General features: G+C 34.3%; 18 protein-coding genes. 14 read left to right on the top strand and 4 right to left on the bottom strand.

Annotated elements, in window-relative coordinates; genetic code table 11:
- Positions 1 to 245: 245 nt before the first annotated feature.
- The 3 genes from D2K62_RS15780 to D2K62_RS15775 all read left to right on the top strand — a co-directional run bounded on the left by D2K62_RS15780 (position 246) and on the right by D2K62_RS15775 (position 1,536).
- Entirely contained in the window at positions 246 to 596 is a 351-nt protein-coding gene (locus tag D2K62_RS15780; protein ID WP_232824170.1) for a hypothetical protein, read from the top strand.
- Between the two features lie 183 nt (positions 597 to 779).
- Positions 780 to 941, top strand: a complete 162-nt coding sequence (locus tag D2K62_RS18985; protein ID WP_198663149.1) for a hypothetical protein — start codon at positions 780 to 782, stop codon at positions 939 to 941.
- Positions 942 to 1,086: 145 nt separating this feature from the next.
- Positions 1,087 to 1,536, top strand: a complete 450-nt coding sequence (locus D2K62_RS15775) for a VanZ family protein (protein WP_112180319.1) — start codon at positions 1,087 to 1,089, stop codon at positions 1,534 to 1,536.
- 187 nt (positions 1,537 to 1,723) lie between these two features.
- On the opposite strand, the gene D2K62_RS15770 is transcribed toward D2K62_RS15775, so the two are convergent.
- Positions 1,724 to 4,093, bottom strand: coding sequence for a polyprenyl synthetase family protein (locus D2K62_RS15770; RefSeq protein ID WP_112180320.1), 2,370 nt, complete (start codon positions 4,091 to 4,093; stop codon positions 1,724 to 1,726).
- A 248-nt stretch (positions 4,094 to 4,341) separates the two neighbouring features.
- Here D2K62_RS15770 and D2K62_RS15765 point away from each other — a divergent pair, with 248 nt between their 5' ends.
- The 7 genes from D2K62_RS15765 to D2K62_RS15735 all read left to right on the top strand — a co-directional run bounded on the left by D2K62_RS15765 (position 4,342) and on the right by D2K62_RS15735 (position 9,449).
- A complete protein-coding gene (locus D2K62_RS15765; protein ID WP_112180321.1) occupies positions 4,342 to 5,493 on the top strand; it encodes an AI-2E family transporter in 1,152 nt (383 codons plus the stop codon).
- Positions 5,494 to 5,702: 209 nt separating this feature from the next.
- Positions 5,703 to 5,900 (top strand): helix-turn-helix domain-containing protein, encoded by a 198-nt coding sequence (locus D2K62_RS15760; protein WP_112180322.1) that lies wholly within the window; start codon positions 5,703 to 5,705, stop codon positions 5,898 to 5,900.
- 206 nt (positions 5,901 to 6,106) lie between these two features.
- Complete coding sequence (locus D2K62_RS15755) at positions 6,107 to 6,655, top strand: DnaD domain-containing protein (protein WP_157967896.1); 549 nt, start codon at positions 6,107 to 6,109, stop codon at positions 6,653 to 6,655.
- Positions 6,652 to 6,975, top strand: coding sequence for a hypothetical protein (locus tag D2K62_RS15750; protein ID WP_117149116.1), 324 nt, complete (start codon positions 6,652 to 6,654; stop codon positions 6,973 to 6,975). The genes D2K62_RS15755 and D2K62_RS15750 overlap by 4 nt, the downstream gene beginning before the upstream one ends.
- Entirely contained in the window at positions 6,972 to 8,267 is a 1,296-nt protein-coding gene (gene dnaB, locus D2K62_RS15745; RefSeq protein WP_117161726.1) for a replicative DNA helicase, read from the top strand. The genes D2K62_RS15750 and dnaB overlap by 4 nt, the downstream gene beginning before the upstream one ends.
- A 49-nt stretch (positions 8,268 to 8,316) precedes the next feature.
- A complete protein-coding gene (locus D2K62_RS15740) occupies positions 8,317 to 8,763 on the top strand; it encodes a thermonuclease family protein (RefSeq protein ID WP_117161725.1) in 447 nt (148 codons plus the stop codon).
- A 122-nt stretch (positions 8,764 to 8,885) separates the two neighbouring features.
- On the top strand, positions 8,886 to 9,449 hold the full coding sequence (locus D2K62_RS15735; RefSeq protein WP_117161724.1) for a hypothetical protein: 564 nt from the start codon (positions 8,886 to 8,888) through the stop codon (positions 9,447 to 9,449).
- Positions 9,450 to 9,674: 225 nt separating this feature from the next.
- On the opposite strand, the gene D2K62_RS15730 is transcribed toward D2K62_RS15735, so the two are convergent.
- Genes D2K62_RS15730 through D2K62_RS15720 form a run of 3 tightly spaced genes read right to left on the bottom strand, consistent with a single transcriptional unit; the run spans position 9,675 to position 12,911 of the window.
- Positions 9,675 to 10,892 (bottom strand): MFS transporter, encoded by a 1,218-nt coding sequence (locus tag D2K62_RS15730; protein WP_112180328.1) that lies wholly within the window; start codon positions 10,890 to 10,892, stop codon positions 9,675 to 9,677.
- A gap of 9 nt (positions 10,893 to 10,901) precedes the next feature.
- Positions 10,902 to 11,846 carry a hypothetical protein gene (locus D2K62_RS15725; protein WP_112180329.1) on the bottom strand — a complete coding sequence of 315 codons (945 nt, stop codon included), beginning with the start codon at positions 11,844 to 11,846 and terminating at the stop codon, positions 10,902 to 10,904.
- Between the two features lie 3 nt (positions 11,847 to 11,849).
- A complete protein-coding gene (locus D2K62_RS15720; RefSeq protein WP_112180330.1) occupies positions 11,850 to 12,911 on the bottom strand; it encodes an arginase family protein in 1,062 nt (353 codons plus the stop codon).
- A 1,204-nt stretch (positions 12,912 to 14,115) separates the two neighbouring features.
- Between D2K62_RS15720 and D2K62_RS15710 the strand changes: the two genes are divergently transcribed.
- From D2K62_RS15710 to D2K62_RS15695, 4 genes are all read left to right on the top strand, one after another.
- Positions 14,116 to 15,000, top strand: a complete 885-nt coding sequence (locus D2K62_RS15710; protein ID WP_112180332.1) for a helix-turn-helix domain-containing protein — start codon at positions 14,116 to 14,118, stop codon at positions 14,998 to 15,000.
- A gap of 188 nt (positions 15,001 to 15,188) precedes the next feature.
- Positions 15,189 to 15,767, top strand: a complete 579-nt coding sequence (locus D2K62_RS15705) for a hypothetical protein (protein ID WP_157967895.1) — start codon at positions 15,189 to 15,191, stop codon at positions 15,765 to 15,767.
- 371 nt (positions 15,768 to 16,138) lie between these two features.
- Positions 16,139 to 17,272, top strand: coding sequence for an SIR2 family protein (locus tag D2K62_RS15700; RefSeq protein WP_112180334.1), 1,134 nt, complete (start codon positions 16,139 to 16,141; stop codon positions 17,270 to 17,272).
- Positions 17,269 to 18,549, top strand: coding sequence for an ATP-binding protein (locus D2K62_RS15695; protein WP_117161723.1), 1,281 nt, complete (start codon positions 17,269 to 17,271; stop codon positions 18,547 to 18,549). Before D2K62_RS15700 ends, D2K62_RS15695 begins: the two co-directional genes overlap by 4 nt.
- Positions 18,550 to 18,655 lie beyond the last annotated feature (106 nt).

Genomic DNA, 18,655 nt, shown 5'->3' with positions numbered 1-18,655 from the left:
TTATATTTTCGAGGAGTGTCAACCATTTGCTACCTTTTCTAGATAGTGTATCTTTGTTTTATAGAGGTGATAAAATCACTTTTCGCCTGAGTGCCTGTCACCACCTGTAAGTTTGTTGGATATTGAAATATTAAAGTAATTATATTCATATATAAGTAAGTAAATCTTTTTCAATGGGGGGTTGCTTTATTAAAAGGTTTTTTTATTATTTTGGTTCGACAGTTGTTATTGGATTTATTATTTATTTGGCAAGTAAATTTCAGGTTTTCTTTGTAAAGGAATCCCTTATCAGATATAGTTTAATGCCTGTTGTAATATATGCAACTATATTTCCTGTTGTTATTGGACTCTTACTAAGATTACCAAAGTTGATAATTGAAATTAAACAGAATAAACAATGGACATTTGATTGGATAAAGTTTATTGCGATTGGATTACCATCTTTTTATATAATAGCAATGTCTTTTTTACCATTTGCTGATTTAGAAGCAGTATCGATTAAAGTACCAGAGATGAACATGCTTGATAGTCCAACATTTCAAATAATCGCTGGCGTTGTTTTTGGATATATTTTATTGGATAGTTTAAAGAAATAAAGTTCTTGAAGTAACGGGTGTCACTTTAGTTGAAGAAGGCTTCGTCTACACAAGTAAATCCTAGTTCTTAGAAGTGATTTGAAATCCTGCGAATAAGCGAGCATATCGAATCTAACTGAGGGAGTTTAAGAAGAATATTAAATTTATATGATAAAATCTTAATGGCAGGAAAGGGTGATTGAAATGGAACAACTTGTATTTTTTAACTTTTTATATATTCTTCTTTATGTTGGTATTTTAGGCTTTGGGATATATTTTGTAGTTACTTTACTAAAAAGATCAAAAGAAAGAAATGAATATTTAAAAGAAATTCGTAATGAAATCAAGGAAATTAGAAAGAAATAGATTTTTTGCTAATAGGTGCGTTTCTTCAAGAGGTGCCTGGAAACTGACACTTTTTTATTCAAAAAGGAAGCAGAGAATCATCCCCTGCTTACTATGTCTATGATCCGTCGGCTGTGGTTACACTTAACTTAAAAGGATGAGGACAATGGAATTTTATTATGATGTAATGTTTGGTATGGATAAGCAGATGCATCTTTTTAGTTATGGGATTATTTCACTATTGGTTGGGATAGTTGTTGTGGCCATGTCGCATAATCAAACTGTTAAACAAAGAATAAGTGTTGCTTGGGTTTTTTTAGTGACGGTTGGCACAGTGGAAGAGTATCGTCAATATATGCTACCAAATAGGAGTGCCGAATTTCTAGATGCTATTGCAAATTTGTTAGGTATTACAGTAGGATTATCAGTACCATTGCTTGTATTATATATGATTAAATACCGTAATCGTTTTGTTTTTAAGTTATTTGCTGTTTACAGCATTATACTGGTCCCTTTGTTTCTTGGCTTAATCTATTTTAATCAACGGCCATTTGTTATTCTCCAAGAACCAACACGAGAAAATTTGCAAAACCTTCTCGCGATTGTTGGATTATAGAGTGGAAGCATGGGACGATTTTAGGGAAAATCGTAATTCAATACCATTTACAAGTTTGATATTGAGTCCTGCTGCATGATGACGAGCATTTTTAGAGAAGTCCGCCATCAACACCATGTTTTCATAGATTGGAATGGACTTTTGCGATAGTATCGTATGACAGATTTTCGTTTAACTAAGCTAACCGTTAATGGTCTCGATTTACTATATAATGCAAAAAGTGTTTCAAAAAAGGACTTTTAGGACTGATTTCTTCTAATAACTCGAGAGCAATGCAGTAATGATCCCACATCTCCTTCTTGGCACCTTCTACGCTGAGGACTGAAACATACGTGGATTTATCATGATCCGCATCATTCCCAATTGGTTTTCCAGTTACAGACTGATCGCCCTCTACATCTAGCAAATCATCTTTTATCTGAAATGCTATACCAGCATGATAAGCAAACTTTTTCCATGCAGCTATTTCAACATCACTTGCTTTAGCTAGAATAGAAGGGATGACGAGGGATGCTTCAAACCCAATGCCTGTTTTGTAAAAGCACATCTGATTCAATTCTTTTAAACGCAATTGCTTGCCTTTAGCATCCAAGTCCAATGCTTGCCCCTTACACATATCCGCTGTTACTTTTGCTGTATATTGAATCAATTGAAGTACTAGATGTGAGTCAAATTGATCTAAGCGTGTTTGCTCTTCAATTGCCTTTTGCGTTAAAAAGAGTCCCGTCAATTCAGCGATTGCAACGTTGTGTACTTCATGAAGAGTTGGATTACCTCTTCGGAACGTAGCATTATCTTGCGATGGCAAATCATCAAAAATTAGTGACGCCGTATGCATATATTCTAGTGATTTCAGTAAAGGAACGATGGCAGACTCTGCTAAACCAAATTCTTTTACACCCATTACCCATGTCATGATTGGCCTTAACCTTTTCCCATCACCTTCTAAACTATAATTTGCTCCCTCAACAATACTGTCAAAAGGTAATGCACTACTTTTAGCAATAGGTAAATACTTGTTTATTTGTCCACGCACATGTTTGAACGTATCTAGAAACGCTTCCTGTTCCTTCGATTGCTTTTTAAAACTTAGAATAATATCATCTCGAAGTAATTTATCGAAAAAATCCACATCATCCGCTTTTTTGACCATCTGTTGAATAAGGTTGTTAAATTCAGGTTGTTCAAAAAAGAACAATTGGATCACTTCGTTGTATGCTTTACTACCCATTCTACTTTTATAGCGTTTTAAACCATTAATTGCCCGGTCTAAAATGACTTCACAAGTCTTTAGATCGGAGTGATATACATCGTGGATTAAATGAGCGATTACCGCCCAATATAGCTCAAACGGGTTAATCAGATCCGGTCGACTCTCATGATGGGTCAAATAATACGTGTAAGGTGTTACCGCTCCTTCATCTAAATCATCAAACATATCAGTAAAGTCATCTGCTAACTGATTGTATATCCCATAATAAAACGTGCGTTGGTCGAATCCTTCATCTTGTTCTGCACTTATAACCGAACGAACGATTAATCTAGAAGAAGCTGACTTTAAGATGACTGGTATAAAAAGCTCTTCATTCGTGTAATTTGGATTAGATAAATCTTTATCACGATCTACTTCTTGTGCTTGGAAGAAAACGTAAGCTTGTTCAAAAAACGCATCAATCGTCTCTGGGTCTTGATGCGCTTTAATATATTCAAAGGCTTCTTTTAATTCTGAATGAATAAATGAAATGAGTTCTTTATTCTTTCCTGTCCAATTGCTCAACTCTGGTACATTTCTTGTGATTAATGACGTACGTATTAAATCAGAATATCGCTTTTCTTCTTGTAAGGTAAGGACATTGGCATCCAAAAGATCATCAATAAATGGATACGTGAGACCATACGAATATCCTAATCGAATTGCCTCATCCAATTTTTTCGAGCGGACTTCTTCTGTTATAGAATCATTCATTTCTTCATATGCGTGCATAACGACTCCAGCAATCGTTTTAATCAATTTACGTTGTGCATGTTCTGCATCCATCCCGCTAGGAATATGATCAGCTACTCGCTTTAGTTTGTTGATCACCCAAATCGTAGCTGACTCTAATCCTTCTTTTTGAGCCCAACGGTACAAGCCTACCTGATTAAGACTCTCCTTCTTGTTGTTTCCAAGTTCTGTTAGCATATGGTCTTTTATATTCTTCACAGCACGCTCAATACTTAACTGTGTAGCTGTCTCATCGAGTGCCTTTCCTAAATCTCTCATATAGATATAGGCAATACTTCGTTCGAGGTAATGATCAAGCTTACCTGTTTTATTCAACCATTGCATATACGCATGATAACCTAGTCTTTCCGCTTTTTTTTGTCCAAAAGAAAATGGGGCGCGTAATAAATGATGCCGAATATGATTTTGTTTCCAAAGATGAAAGTCTTCAGTAAGAGTAGGGACATACGTCTTCTGCATCACTTGATTAGATAACGCTTCAAAGTACAGTGTAGCCTTCTCTTCAGCGATTCGGTAGTATGACTCTGTATGTGTGGCTATCGGTTGATTCATTATACATAACCTCGATTTATGATGTGGATTTATTTTTGTAATACAAAATACGAAATAACCTATGTATTTGTTTCAAGTTATTCTCTATTGCTATCAATTATTCTAACATTATATGTGTCTGAATAGTATACCTCGTTTCGCCCCACGGGTGGGGAAGCGACAAAAGTCCCCTGCTACCATGTTTCTTTATTCAACACTATGGGTACATTAAAAGAAAAGGTATATTATTTTTTAAGGAGGCGTATTAAATGGAGGAACAAAATAGATTTTTAAGATTAATTGGTGGAAAGAATATTTTTTACATATTAGCTTTTTTCATTTTGGTTGGTATTACCATATATATTTATACTGAAGTTTCTTTTATCTTTTATCCACTTGAAGTCATTTTATCTACCATAGCAACACCAGTAATTTTAGCATTTATTGCTTACTATTTATTAAATCCAATTGTAGATTTACTTGAGAAATTGAAGATTAAAAGAATTTGGGGAGTTATCATTCTTATTCTCGGTATAAGTGGTGCCTTAACTGGAATTATCTTGTTAACTGCTCCAGCTATCGAAGCACAGATAAAAGATTTAGTTCAATCTTTTCCAAACTACTTAAAACAGCTTGGAGATAGCACGACAAATTGGGTACAGAATTCCTTTTTAGGTCCTTATTATGATAATGGTTATAACTGGGTAATGGAGAGATTAGGCGAATTACCACAATTAATTGGAAGTTATATTTCTAATGGTTTTCAAGGGATACAGAGTATTGCTAGTACGATTACAAGTACAATTGTATCTATTATAACCTTTCCATTTATTTTGTTTTTCTTATTAAAGGATGGTAAAAGATTTCAACATTATACTGTTAGATTATTTCCACCGAAATTTAGAGAGGATACCAAGCAAATCTTAACTAATATCGATACGCAAGTTGGTTCTTATATCCAAGGCCAGATTATTGTCGCATCCGTAATTGGTATTCTATTATTTATTGGTTACCTAATCATAGGACTCGATTATGCATTCATATTGGCTATTGTCGCAGCAGTGACAAGTGTTGTTCCTTATTTAGGACCGACTATTGCCATTATTCCAGCTGCCATTATTGCAATCGTTACCTCGCCATTTATGTTGCTAAAGCTAGCAATTGTATGGATTGCAGTGCAATTTTTAGAAGGGAATTTTGTCTCTCCAAACATCATGGGGAGAACGATGAAAATTCATCCATTAACCATTATTCTTGTATTATTGATTGCAGGTAATTTATTTGGGGTTATCGGTGTCATTCTTGGTATTCCAGGCTATGCGATCGTAAAAGTAATTGGTTCCTATATTTTCTATAAGTTTAAGAAACGATATAACAAGTATTATGGAGAAGACCGCGGATATTATGAAATGGAAGAATAGTTGATAGCAAAATTTGAAAAATATACCGCAGTTTCAGTGTCAGGTACCACGTTCGGACATATGTCCAGACGAGGTACCTGGCACTTTTTTATTGATCTCTCCATTTACTAGACTGAAATTCTCCCAACCTATTTGATCGGACGTAGACACCTAACATCTGCTTGCTAACGATTATACATATGAAAGACAAAATAGAGGAGGATGAAACAATGGAAACTTGTACGATTACGGTGAAAGAAGTAGCAAAGTATTTAGGGGTGCATACGGATACGATTTATGATTTGGTTAGCGAGGGGAGCTTGCCACATATTCGGTTTGGGCGGAAAATTCTTTTTTCAAAAGAAGCGATTGATGGTTGGGTTCGTGAAAAAGCGCGTGCGTCTGTAGTAAGAAAGGGCGTGGAATGAAGATGAACTATATTAAGGAACTAAATGCGTTTAAAGAATGGATGTCATTTCATGAAATTCCGCCTAATGTGGTGCTATTATGGCACACGCTGATGGTGCTGAATAATAATGCTAGATGGATGGCGACGTTTAATGCCCCAAATTCAATCATCAGAAATTTGTCAGGGTTATCGAGCCAAAGAATATCTGAATCGAGAAAAGTACTGATGGAAAATGAATTGATTCGTTTTGAACCAGGTGTGAAAGGCAAAGCGGCATCGTATCAAATGAAATCATTGGTTGCCTATTTTGAAAACTTATCACCAGCTTCACGCGGACAATTCGAAGTACAACACGAGGAACCAAACCCGGTGCCATTCGGTAACGAAACACGGGACATACATAAAGAAAAAGAAATAGATAAAAAAAACAGAGAAGAAGGAAGAGGAAAGGAACAAAATGCTTATACAGTCTATGAACAAAACTTCGGCATCATCAAACCAATTGTGCGCGAGTCATTTCTTGCCTGGTGTGATGACTTAGGCGATGCAATTGTGATCGAAGCGATTAAGCTTGCCGCACAAAAAGGTGGCAGAACATACAGTTATCTCGAAGCAATTTTAAAAGAATGGGCACAAGCAGGCGTAACGACCTTGGAGCAAGCGACAAACTATCAACTACAGAAAAAGGGATCTCGATCGACCCAGTTTTTTGTCACAAATAAAAGTAAAAATCGGGCAGTGTTAGATGAAATTCGTAGGGGGATGCAGTCATGAATGCGAATCAAGCATTTGATATTATAGATACGATTGCGGAGCTATATCCAAAGTTTGTGATCACGAAAAGAAAAGTAGACATTCTGCTGCCACAGTTAAAGCAGATGGACTACAATAATGTCCTAGAAAAGCTGTCTGCCTATGCAGCGGCGTACCCATATCCACCGACCCTTGCAGAAATCGCTGCCTATCCACCAGCACCCAATATCTATCTAGAGCAAATGCGGCAATGGAAAAAGGAAGCAGCCCAAGTCCCTGAGGAAACGAAACTTCAGTTTAAACAGCTACTCGACACACTTTTCAAGGGGATGAGTCAATGAATCTTGTAAACTACGAAGCGGAAGAATCGGTATTAGGTTCCGTCTTGTTGGAAGGCACGTTGTTTAGCAATTTAACGGTCACCGAAGAACAGTTTGCATCCCAGAAACACAAGCTTATTTTCCGGGCGATGCAACAAGCAGCACAAAAGCAGCAAACGATTGATTTGGTTACGGTGACGACGAATCTAAAGGAGGCCATCAAGCAAGTGGGTGGTACGACTTATCTGTTAAAACTTGCCGAGTCAGTCCCTAGCACAGAAAGTCTCGTTCACTACGAGCGACTGATTTTCGAAGCATATCGTCACCGTAAATCGCGTGAATTAGCAGTCGAGTATGCCACCAAACCAAGCGACGCAGGATTAAAAAAACTGATTGCGTCCTTGCAGACATATCAGGAGGTCGGCATGGAGAAGCAAGAAACGGATAACACGGATTGTCTCAAAGAAATCTCAAACATGATCTTCACGGGAGAAGGCGCATCCGCGGGCTTGCCAACGTCCTATACCGATTTCGACAACATGACCGGTGGCCTGCAGCCAGGTGAATTAATAATCATTGCGGCTCGTCCATCCGTTGGAAAAACAGCGTTTGCCTTAAATATAGCTGCAGGACATTGCCGCAATCAGGGAATGAGTTCTTTTTTCAGCTTAGAAATGGGAAAAAAACAACTGCTCCAGCGACTAATATCAGCTGAAGCAACTATCTATAATCAAAAGTGGCGTAGCTTAATGTTCAGTGAACAGGACTATGCCACCGCAATCCATGCAGTTGGTGAGATTTCCAACTGGAAGCTTTCGATTCAGGAACATAACCGTACGATCAGTGATATTCGCGCATCGCTAAGAAAAACCACTCATGATTATCCAGATGTAAAGCATCTAGCCATTATTGACTATTTGCAACTAATCACACCAAACACCCAGAGGCAACGGCGTGATTTAGAAATAGGAGAAATAACCAGGGAGTTAAAACTACTAGCGTTGGAGTTGAATATTCCAATTGTGCTCCTGTCACAGTTATCCAGAAGTGTCGAACAGCGTCCAGATAAACGACCGATTATGTCTGACCTAAGAGAATCGGGCAACATTGAGCAAGATGCAGATGTAATTGCCTTTCTTTATCGGGACGATTATTACGATCGGGAGGCAGAAAATAAAAACAGCTTGGAAGTTATTCTGGCAAAACAACGGAATGGCCCAACTGGAATTGTGGAGTTAGCCTTTTTCAAGGAATTTGGACGGTTTCAAAATTTGATAAATAATGGAATGAGCGAAAAATATCAAGAAGCATAGAAGGCTTGATGATAGATGCTACTTCGTAAACGAGGGAGTGGAACCAGAGATGGAAACGAACGAGCAGATAGCGGTTGAACCGGAATCATTAGATACGGCATTGGTAAAACGAGTTATTGATGCTGACACGATCGAAGTGGAGTTAAACGGAAATAGTGTTGATGTACGGTTATTGTTAATTGATGCACCTGAAACAGTCCACCCGGATATCCCAGACGAACCCCTTGGTGCAGAAGCGGTTGCCAAGGCGAGACAGATACTGCTAGGAAAACAGGTGCAGTTGGAATATGATGGGCCGAGGTATGACAATTATGGTAGATTGCTAGCTTATCTATGGCTTGATGGAGTGATGCTAAATGAGTTGTTGTTGGAAGAAGGATTAGCCCATGTAGCCTATGTCTATCATCCGCCATATAAACATTATCAACGGTATGTAAATGCACAGATGAATGCAAAGGATGGCTGCAAGGGGATATGGGGGAGCGGCAGTCTATAGTGGTGACTTGATTAATAGGTTTCACACTTTAAAATAAAAGTTACGGTTTAAAACCTTATGTGATATAATTCACATAAAACCAATAGTGAAAATTCAAAGAGGTATAATGGAGGTAGGTCTATATGTCCAAGTTAGGTGAATTAATGCCAGTTGAAGCGGTATCTAGATTGAAATTGCCAGAAGAACTAATTTCTTATTTTACTAAAAGTTCAAGGATTCAAAACTACTTATATCGAGATGCCCTAGCGGATGTAGAGGAGATATTTGCGCTATATTCTTCGCTATATGAAATTGACAATGCCCAGTTTTCATACTTATCTATTCAAGCACTAGAACGAGCAACTAGCTTAAGTAGTTTTTATCCTTACATAAAAACCATCATGGAAAGTTCCCTCGAAAAAAGTAAACGGAAAGAGGACTTCATTTTCATAAAAAAAGATAAATTTGAACGTTTAAGGGAAGGTGCAATAAAAGAACTTATATCATTAGTTGATCTAATGTATGTTGGTAAAGAAGTGGATATCCGTAAAGTCGATGTACTATTCGGACAAGCACTGTTTTCACTAAATATTGATAATGATCCATACATTGAAGAGCTACTTTCATCAGCAACAAAGGTAATGAATGACTATATGAATAGCGACAAAAGTGATGGGATTAGTAAAGAAGTTAAGATTGTTAATTAGTGTTGAAGGTGTAACGCTTTGGGCGGATTTGTTATGATTGATTTTATTAGAACTCGATAAAGATATATAATCAAAATTCCGTTAAACAAGATTATTCGGGAAGTGCCAGGCACCTAAAGCTAAGAAAATTGTTTCCGCCTCTCCGGTTAAATTACGAACAGTGCCAGACACTGTTCGTAAAAAACGTTAAACAAGATTATTCGGTAAGTCGCACCTTTATTATTTTCAGCTGTTCTCCCTTACGCTCTCGCCCCTGCTCATATTTGGTAAGATCATGAAGGATAATATAGCCAATCCAATCATATAAATTCCAATTATATATCCAACTGTGATTACACTAGTGTTGGTGATCAACAGACCGATGATAAAGTATCCTGGCAGACTTGCTCCTTTCATTAATAACGTGTAAAAGCTGGACACTCTTGCGTAATAGTGCTGTGCTGTGACTTCCTGCAAATAGGTATTGAGAAAGGTGAGGAAAATGCCTTGCGCTATACCGCCGATCATTAATAAGAATAATAAAATGACTAGTGGGAGCTTTAAAGCATACCCCAATATAGCTAAGCCGAATAAGAGACTTGGCAAGTAAAAACCAATTTTCTTATTGAACGTCTGATAGAGCTTTGGCGCTATAAAGGCCCCCGTGATAATCCCTCCGAGAGAAAAAGTTGTAATGATGTAAAGATTTTCAGTTCCCATTCCCAACTCATTCTGTAGATACGAGATAAGAAAAATATCAATAGATGAACCAATTAGCCATGCTAGGCCGAATAGGATAAATAATTTCTTCATTGTTTTCCTTTTATTAATAAAGACGAGACCTTCTTTTGCCATTTGAAGCGCTTTTGAACCCGTATCTTCTGCATTTCTAACAAAGGGTCGTATAAACTGCGTGAGGAGAATAGATAGGGCAAACGTCAATACCACAACAAACAGCATGGTGTTTAAAGGAACTCCTACCTTAAGTAGGAATGCGCCTAAGGAGTAAGAAAGTAATTTTCCAGTCATCATCGCAACTTGTAATTGTCCATTTGCCTGAGGTCTGTGTTCTTCTGGTACTACCCATCGTAATAGAGATTGACTGGCCGGTAGGAAGAACATATCGTTAATGGTAATTAAAAATAAGAGTAGATAGATAAACACTGGTGAAGAAACAAAGAAGTAATCAATTGCAACAAATGCTCCAATCAGAATTATTCTTATCACATCAGTTACGATCATTGTCTTTTGCAAATTACTCTTTTCTACATATGCACCAGCAGGGATGGCAAACAAAAACGCTGGTATTCCTGCTGATAAATAGTAGATAGAAATACCAACACTCCCTGTTCCAAGCAATTCCAACATTTTAAGTAAAAGAAGAAAAAGCATGCCATCTCCAATTAATGCGATAAATCGTGCAAAAAACAGTAGTAAAAAGCGTTTGTTTTTCCAAATTTTCATTGTTGCACCTCAAATAGTTTCTGTTTGATAAACGTTTCCTGTCCTTAAATCAATTCCTAATCCGGTTTCCTCCTCAACCCATTGCACTTGAGGAGAAGGTACTACACTATTTATAAATAATGCTTGCCATTGTTCAACATAATTATGATGTCTATACCAAAAACGCCATAATTCTGGTCTTTCTAGAATAGACTTTCTAAAAAGTGAATAGCTATCCTCAACACCTAATTCAATATTACGCTTGTTTACAGAAAAAGGCTTGTAGGCAATTAATCTGTTATATCCCTCTTTTGGTTGATCAGCCACAATAATACATAAATCCTTTTTGAGTAAAGATACCAGTCTATAGATTCCACTTCTCATTTTTACTCTAGATGTAATATGCTTACAAGACATTGGATTAGAATCTTCTCCTGAACCAGTATTACCATCTAAGTACAAAAGAATATTCCCCCTTTGCTTAAGTGTTCGCAATAATTTTAAACCACTTCCATACTCTTCAGAGATAATATAATTCACATCTGCTTTAGTTCTAAGTTTTTTCCATTTCACAAGACCATTTTCACTTTCGAAAGAGTCTCTATCTACCACTATATCTAAAGAAGAGACATTACTTTGAACATAATTGTTGAGATATAATGGAACATACCGATAGGCGCCATAGTGAAAAGTTCCAAAAACGCCTTTGTTCTTTATACACTCTATAATGTTTTCTTCACCAATTACTTCATCAAATCCTTCAAACAAATCAGGATCTAATCGATATTGGTTCTGCTCTAGGTTATTTAATCGATATTTGGTCCAAATATCCTCTATGTTATTTATACTATAACCAAGTGGTAACAGTTCTTTTGCTATATTCACAAGTGCCATAAAGTCATGATGGAGGAGACCTTGTTTCTTTTCATGTTTTAGCATTTCTGAGATCTCTTGCATTAGTGAGTCATAATTCATATTCTAACCTCCAATTGTAAATTTGTTTTTACTCAAAACATTTAATAATCTAGTGTAAATGTATGACAACAAATCATAATGATAAGGAATATCATCTACAGCAGATGTTCCTTTTCCCTCTACAAAATCAAAGCCTATTAAATTAGGAATTGAATGGAAGCACTCTATTATATCAAGAACAGTATCTATTGAAGGTCCACCAGGTGAAGGGAAATCAACATCTGGAAAATCACTAGGATCTAATACATCTACATCAAATGAGACATAAACCAAGGTATTCGTATCGATGTGCTCTCTTAACAGATTATTTACGGATTCCTTATTTAAATATTTACTTGGAATAGTATGTAGCCTTGGATCTTGGTAGTATTGACCTATTGCTCTCATCCCTCTTACTCCTAATTGGATCACTTGATCAACTATGTTATTTGTTAATAAGTGCCGCACAAAATTACCGTGGTGTATATCATTATCTAACCTAAAAGGATCCATTCCACAATCTAAGTGGGCATCCAAATGAATATAAGTAACATTTCTTTCACCTAGTTGTAGATTTTTTAAAATATAATAAGTAATGGAATGATCTCCACCTATAAAAGAGAATTTTGATTTATTTTCTATACAATTCTTTATATAACTCTTAACTTTTGATTCTAGTTCTTCTACAGAAAATTCCTTGAAATCAATATTTCCTAAATCTCGTATCAAACAATCATCAAGTATTGTTTGCAGTTTGTTAATATCAAATATGCCACTTGTTTTAACACCATCTATCGTAGGGTATATTGGTGTCTTCGTACTTAAGTACCTAAGCATGGTTGGAAATGCATCTACTGCGGATGATAGCTGATTTGAACCTCCTGAATAGGGTACTCCGATTATGTTCACTACATTCTTATTAGAAACAAGCGTACCTGGAAAATTAAAAAAAACATCTTCTTTGTATTCTATAAGATCTTTTGTTATATGATTTTTCTCTGTTTTCCAAAAACTCTCCAATTTATCATCACTAATAAAAAGTTCACCCTGCTTATTTTGTTCAAGAATATATTTAGGTTTTCCCATATTGTAACCTTCTTTCGTGTAAATAGTTTACAATGTTAATGCTTATTCGAATCCATAATAAAAAGCATAGTGTTCCGTACGTCATTATTTCGTATTTCGTTAATTCTGATATAAGTTTCAAGAGTAAATACAGAGAAAAAGTCGAACCAGAATAAAACATTAAATGTAGTGAAAATCTGACAATATTCTTATATTTCAAGGGTGTTGAATATATAACGAATTTTCCATCCAATTCAGAGAATGGTAGGATATTTATTAATACCTTTGGCATATATATGAGTGATATTAAAGTAAATACCGTAAAGAATGGTTGAGTAACTAGAATAAATGATAAACACAACTGTAATAACACTCCAGAAATACTTATAAAGATATTTTCAAAATTGCTCATGTTTCGTTTAAAGTCAAAAAATGTTTTAAAAGCAAATTGAAACCCTGAACGTTTACTAGTAATGACTACCTTTTTTGCCCCAAAAATAGTAGCACTAATTGCATGCCCCAATTCATGAATGTAAGTACTAATGAATGTAAAAAAAATATAAACTATCAAAATAAGTAAAACTTTCATAAAATCTTCCCTCAATTTTTATCAATTTAGCATCAAAAATCCTTCCTTATTTACTTCTATTTTTATAGAAAAATAAGTTATTCATGTACCATCTATATAAAATGAATTAAATTAACTCAATAGGTAAAAGGTGTGGAGGACATTTGTCCTCTACACCTTGCATTGTTAGCAACGTCCTTGTGCACAGCGACCTTGTGCATTACGCTTTTCTTCCATTTTTCTTAATTCATTTTCACTAACTGGTTTTAGGACAATATTTTTCATGAATCTCACCTCCTTTATTTAGGATTATCTATTAAAAGTCTTATTAGACTTTCAATCAATGCTCATGGGGTAAATCGTATGAAATAGAATCTTCACCTTGACTAGCTAGATTTTGATCGTGATCCTGAGAAACTGAATAAAAACTTAGTAAATTGAGAGTAAGTAAAATAACCATTATTGATTTAAGAAAACGATTCATTTATTCCCCTCCTTCTCTTAACTGTTTTCATCATAATACATAATAAAATTTCTCGAATTTGTCATAAAATCAAGTCTCACTTATTTAGAATACAATATCTAACTTATCATCCATTATATGTGTTAATATATAATTGTAGGAATATTTAGATTTTTAGCGTAGGAGGTCAAAGCATGCGTGATTATTCCGCTATTGGAACCACATTGAAGAAATTGCGTCTTGAAATGAAAATGTCTCAAAAAAAGCTAGCCGATGAGATTTGCACCCAGGCTCAAATTAGTAAGATTGAAAATGGGGATATACTACCGTTGAGTAGCACTTTAGCAGAGCTTGTAAGCCGGCTGGGTGTCACACTAGATTACTTCTTTTCACTAGTAAATAATCCTAGATTTGATTATGTTGAAGAATTTCTATATTTTGTGCGAAAACACATTCGAGATAAAGATTATCAAGAAGTCCTTTGGATGATTAAACAAGAAAAAAATAATCCTATTTTAAAATCAGCTAGAAACCAACAATTTCTACTTTGGCATGAAGCAATTAGTCATTTTCATATCTACAAAGAAGAGGGATTTGCCTTATCTAATCTTTATAAGGCTCTAGACTTAACACCTACCATTAACGGTATTTATTCTGAAAGGCAAGTAGAGATTCTAAATAGTATTGCAATCATTTATGATGAACTTGATCATTATGAAAAATCTGCAGAGATTTATCGAAAAACGTTAAAAAACTTAGAGCAACTCCAATTATTCCAAGACAAAAATATAAAAATCCGTATTTACTATAATTTATCGAAAACGTTAACCAACTTAAATCAAAATCAGGAATCGATTTTATATGCAGAAAGCGCCATTAAACTATGCGTTGAACAGGATTCTCTTTATCTATTTGGTGAATTACATTATCAAAAGGGGAACAATTTACTAAAACTGAATCAATTAGAGGAGGGGCAGAAGTTCATATCGCATGCACGGTATATATTTGAATTGACAAAAAAGGAGCATTTAATCAAAATATTAGATAAGGAAAAGGTTGAGAATTGTTCAAGATTTTGACAGAATTTGGCCGCAGTCAATGGATAAAAAATAAAGTGGGCCCCCTAGATGTCTATCGACAGCGGCTTTTTTAGAAGATAAATGGTTAAAGGTAGTTGATTTTGACGATCGAGGTCATTACGGTGAACGGTTTAAACCAGGAGAAGAAGAGCCAAGGCTACGTGTATTAGATACGCATATTAGTGGCCTTGTCAGATGAAGTGGGAGATTTAATATCAGATTCAACTTCATTAACGGAAGTATTAAATATCATCCAAAAGAAGGATTGTGTCTTTGTTCTAGAAAAAGATAGAGTTACAAAGTTAGTTACTGTTGCTGATTTACATAAACAACCAATAAGAATGTTAGCATTTAGTCTTATCTCGATATTAGAGATGAGTTTAATAGAGTTAATTAAAGGTGAGTATCAAAATGATGATTGGAAAGATTTATTGAGTGAATTAAGAGTAAATCTCGCAAATAAATTATTTAAGGATAGACGTAATAAGAATGAAGCCTTATCACTTATAGATAGTATTCAAATATGTGACAAAGGGACTATTATTGAAAAATCAGATTATCTAAGAGATAAACTAGGTTTTTCTTCTAAACAGGTTTGCAAAATTTTCTTTAAAAAAGTTGAAAAACTGCGAAATAACATAGCACATTCCCAAGAACAAATTTCTCTTGACCATAAAGAGTTAATTGAAATTGTATTGCAAGTAAAGGAAGTACTTAACATAACACTATCCAATAGCATAGAAAATGAGATTATACTAACAGAGTAAAGTGAAAATATTTTTATTATATAAAAAAACACACAAAGAGAGGAGGCTGGATAACTTTGAGTTATTGCAGTCTCTTTTAATTTTTACTATAGCTAAATAGTGAGAAGGAAACTGCTGTGACCATTCCAATTGCTAAAGGATATATTAGGGGAGAATCTAATATTATTTCTACATAAAACAATAAATTCGGTTTGTTTATACAAAAAATCAACATATTCTGCTAATTATATTTAAAAGTTAGTATAAATGGACTAGAATAGAATACTAGAGATCAATATTTGAATGAACGAATGAACTGATGGTGTTAAACTTTATATTTATTTTAATTTTCAACTGTTTATATAGACTTAAAAACTAATAGGGGGAGAGAAATGGATATTAATAAAATCTTAACAGAACTAAAAAATCAAATAGCTGAGAAAAATATTAATTTTCTAATTGGTTCAGGAGCATCAATACCATATTTCCCATCTCTAGGTAATATTGAGAAAGTATTATCAGAAAAAGTCGATGATAATTCTTCTATACGGAAGTTGATATATTTACATTATTTCAACAAGGTTGTAGATAAAAATATCGAGTTGTTAGATGAGACATATCAATGCGAATTTGCTATTACACCTAAGTATAGGGTGTTTATAAATAGATTATGCAATATTATGAATGCGCGTAATTCAAGGATTTCTCCGAAGAGAGCTAATATATTCACGACAAATTATGACGTTTTTTTTGAAAAAGCTATAGATTTAGAGTTAAAAGACAATCCGTCATTCATTTTCAATGACGGAGGTAGTGGTTATTTTACTCGCAACCTTAATTCAGAGAATTTTCATAAAACAGTTTCAAAAAATGGTGTGTTTGATAATTATCAAAAAGAATTATCAACTATTAATTTAATAAAATGTCACGGGTCAGTAACGTGGGATAAATTAATTGAGGATAATGAAGAAAAGATTGAAATAAAGATGAGGTTAAGCCTATTAGAGAAAGTTCGCGATGCTGCTAGCAATTTAACGTTAACCAAAAAGGATCAGGAAATAATATCAGATTATTTGAACTTGAGTGATTCAGAAGATGTTGAGTCAAATATGATGGAAATAGCTGAAAGGAATAAAGAATCATTAGAAAGATTTTTTAATGAATATAAAAAATTAATGATAGTAAATCCTGAAAAGTCTAAATTCAAAAATACAGTATTAGACGAATATTATTATAGTATGCTCCGTCTATTAAGTTATGAGTTGGAAAAAGACCAGACTATACTAATTGTTTTTGGTTTTTCATTTGCAGATGAACATATCCGTAATTTAATAAAAAGATCATTACATAATCCGTACTTGAGAGTTTACATTTTTGTTTATAAGCAAGGAGATGCTAGTATAATCGAAAAATTATTGAGTAGTGCTCAAAATAATAATGTTGTAATAATTGAACCATCAAAAGACATGCCACCAATAGATTTTATGGAATTCAATGAACTTTTGTTTGGAAGTGTTGTAAAATGAGTTCCCCTTTGCAAATAGGAAACGTAGTAGAGGTAAGAGGAACAAGAATAAAAGTTCAAGTGGAAAAAGATATGAATCAATCTACCCTTATATATAAGGGGGATATAATAAATAATATTTCAGTAAATGGTTTTATAATTATTAAAAAGGGATTTATTGACCTAGTAGGAAAAATAGAGGCAGAATATATTGAAGATCTATTAAATAAAAAAAGAGAACAATTAGTCGATGATCGGTTTTCAAAAGGGTCTATTTTAAGGTTATTAGAAGTTCAAATTGTAGGTTTCATTGAAAATGATACATTTAATAGTGGTATAAAGCATCTTCCGATGATAGGTAACTTGGCATTTATTCCCACAAAAAAACAAATAGAAAATGTATATTTAAATAATGGAAGAGGAAACCCCGAAGATCATACAAATTTGCAATTTTCTATTGGAAAGTCATTAAGTGAGAATATTGATATTACTTTTTCAATAAATGGTTTCTTTGCATCTCATATAGGGATATTTGGAAATACAGGTAGTGGAAAATCTAACACACTAGCTAAAGTTTATAATGAATTGTTTAATATTGATTCTTTTAAATTTAAAAACAAAAGTTCGTTTCATTTAATAGATTTTAATGGCGAATATTCCCACGAGGGAGTTTTTGGGTTGAAAAATTCCGATTTAAATATTATCAAATTAGACACTAAAGCTGATACAGGTAATAAAATTAACATTTTATCATCAGATTTTTATAACTCAGAGATTCTATCAATACTTTTTAGCGCAAAAGAGCAAACTCAAAAGCCGTTTATAAAAAGGTTATTAAAAAGTAATAAAAGGGCTGCAGAAAAAGGTTGGGGATTCAAGAATTGGTTGCCGTTTTTATATAGTAAATCATTAGTACATTCTTCTAAAGAAGTTTTTGAGTATATTAAAGAAATAATTGAGTACATCTCAGTAAATGAAATGAGGTCTGGACATGAAGACTTTCTAAATACGATGAGAGAACTCCAATGGCACTCAAATCAAGGCAAATTTTTTATCGGCAATTATTATTTTGATACTAGTGAGCAGATACATACAGTTTACAGAGATGTTTCTGGTTATTCATATTTATATGAATGGTGTTCGGAATTAGATGATAAAGAGATTGGTTGGTGTGAAAAATTTATAATTAATGCAAAGTTGTATCTTGTGTACGATATGTTAAATAAATACGCTCAATTCGATCATATAAATCCATTGATTCATCGTATTGAATCCAAGTGTGACCGTCAAGTAGAATGACACAATTTTTGCTTGTTAATTTGAAACACTTTGTTGACCAAATATAGTCGATCTATGCTTCATTCTCCAACTATCTTCATTCAAATGAATTATTTCTACTCGATGT

This window comes from Paraliobacillus sp. X-1268 (assembly GCF_003426095.1).
GTDB classification, from domain to species: Bacteria; Bacillota; Bacilli; order Bacillales; family Amphibacillaceae; genus Paraliobacillus_A; species Paraliobacillus_A zengyii.
The sequence above is the reverse complement of the archived record's forward strand: the minus strand, read 5'-3'. Positions and strand labels throughout refer to the sequence as shown.

Bases quoted from the DNA above. Each gene is read 5' to 3' on its own strand.
- D2K62_RS15770 (WP_112180320.1), bottom strand. From the start codon at position 4,093: ATGAATCAACCGATAGCCACACATACAGAGTCATACTACCGAATCGCT.
- D2K62_RS15725 (WP_112180329.1), bottom strand. From the start codon at position 11,846: ATGAATTATGACTCACTAATGCAAGAGATCTCAGAAATGCTAAAACAT.
- dnaB (WP_117161726.1), top strand. From the start codon at position 6,972: ATGAATCTTGTAAACTACGAAGCGGAAGAATCGGTATTAGGTTCCGTC.
- D2K62_RS15765 (WP_112180321.1), top strand. From the start codon at position 4,342: ATGGAGGAACAAAATAGATTTTTAAGATTAATTGGTGGAAAGAATATT.
- D2K62_RS15760 (WP_112180322.1), top strand. From the start codon at position 5,703: ATGGAAACTTGTACGATTACGGTGAAAGAAGTAGCAAAGTATTTAGGG.
- D2K62_RS15735 (WP_117161724.1), top strand. From the start codon at position 8,886: ATGTCCAAGTTAGGTGAATTAATGCCAGTTGAAGCGGTATCTAGATTG.
- D2K62_RS15700 (WP_112180334.1), top strand. From the start codon at position 16,139: ATGGATATTAATAAAATCTTAACAGAACTAAAAAATCAAATAGCTGAG.
- D2K62_RS15750 (WP_117149116.1), top strand. From the start codon at position 6,652: ATGAATGCGAATCAAGCATTTGATATTATAGATACGATTGCGGAGCTA.
- D2K62_RS15740 (WP_117161725.1), top strand. From the start codon at position 8,317: ATGGAAACGAACGAGCAGATAGCGGTTGAACCGGAATCATTAGATACG.
- D2K62_RS15710 (WP_112180332.1), top strand. From the start codon at position 14,116: ATGCGTGATTATTCCGCTATTGGAACCACATTGAAGAAATTGCGTCTT.
- D2K62_RS15695 (WP_117161723.1), top strand. From the start codon at position 17,269: ATGAGTTCCCCTTTGCAAATAGGAAACGTAGTAGAGGTAAGAGGAACA.
- D2K62_RS15730 (WP_112180328.1), bottom strand. From the start codon at position 10,892: ATGAAAATTTGGAAAAACAAACGCTTTTTACTACTGTTTTTTGCACGA.
- D2K62_RS15775 (WP_112180319.1), top strand. From the start codon at position 1,087: ATGGAATTTTATTATGATGTAATGTTTGGTATGGATAAGCAGATGCAT.
- D2K62_RS15720 (WP_112180330.1), bottom strand. From the start codon at position 12,911: ATGGGAAAACCTAAATATATTCTTGAACAAAATAAGCAGGGTGAACTT.
- D2K62_RS15755 (WP_157967896.1), top strand. From the start codon at position 6,107: ATGGAAAATGAATTGATTCGTTTTGAACCAGGTGTGAAAGGCAAAGCG.
- D2K62_RS18985 (WP_198663149.1), top strand. From the start codon at position 780: ATGGAACAACTTGTATTTTTTAACTTTTTATATATTCTTCTTTATGTT.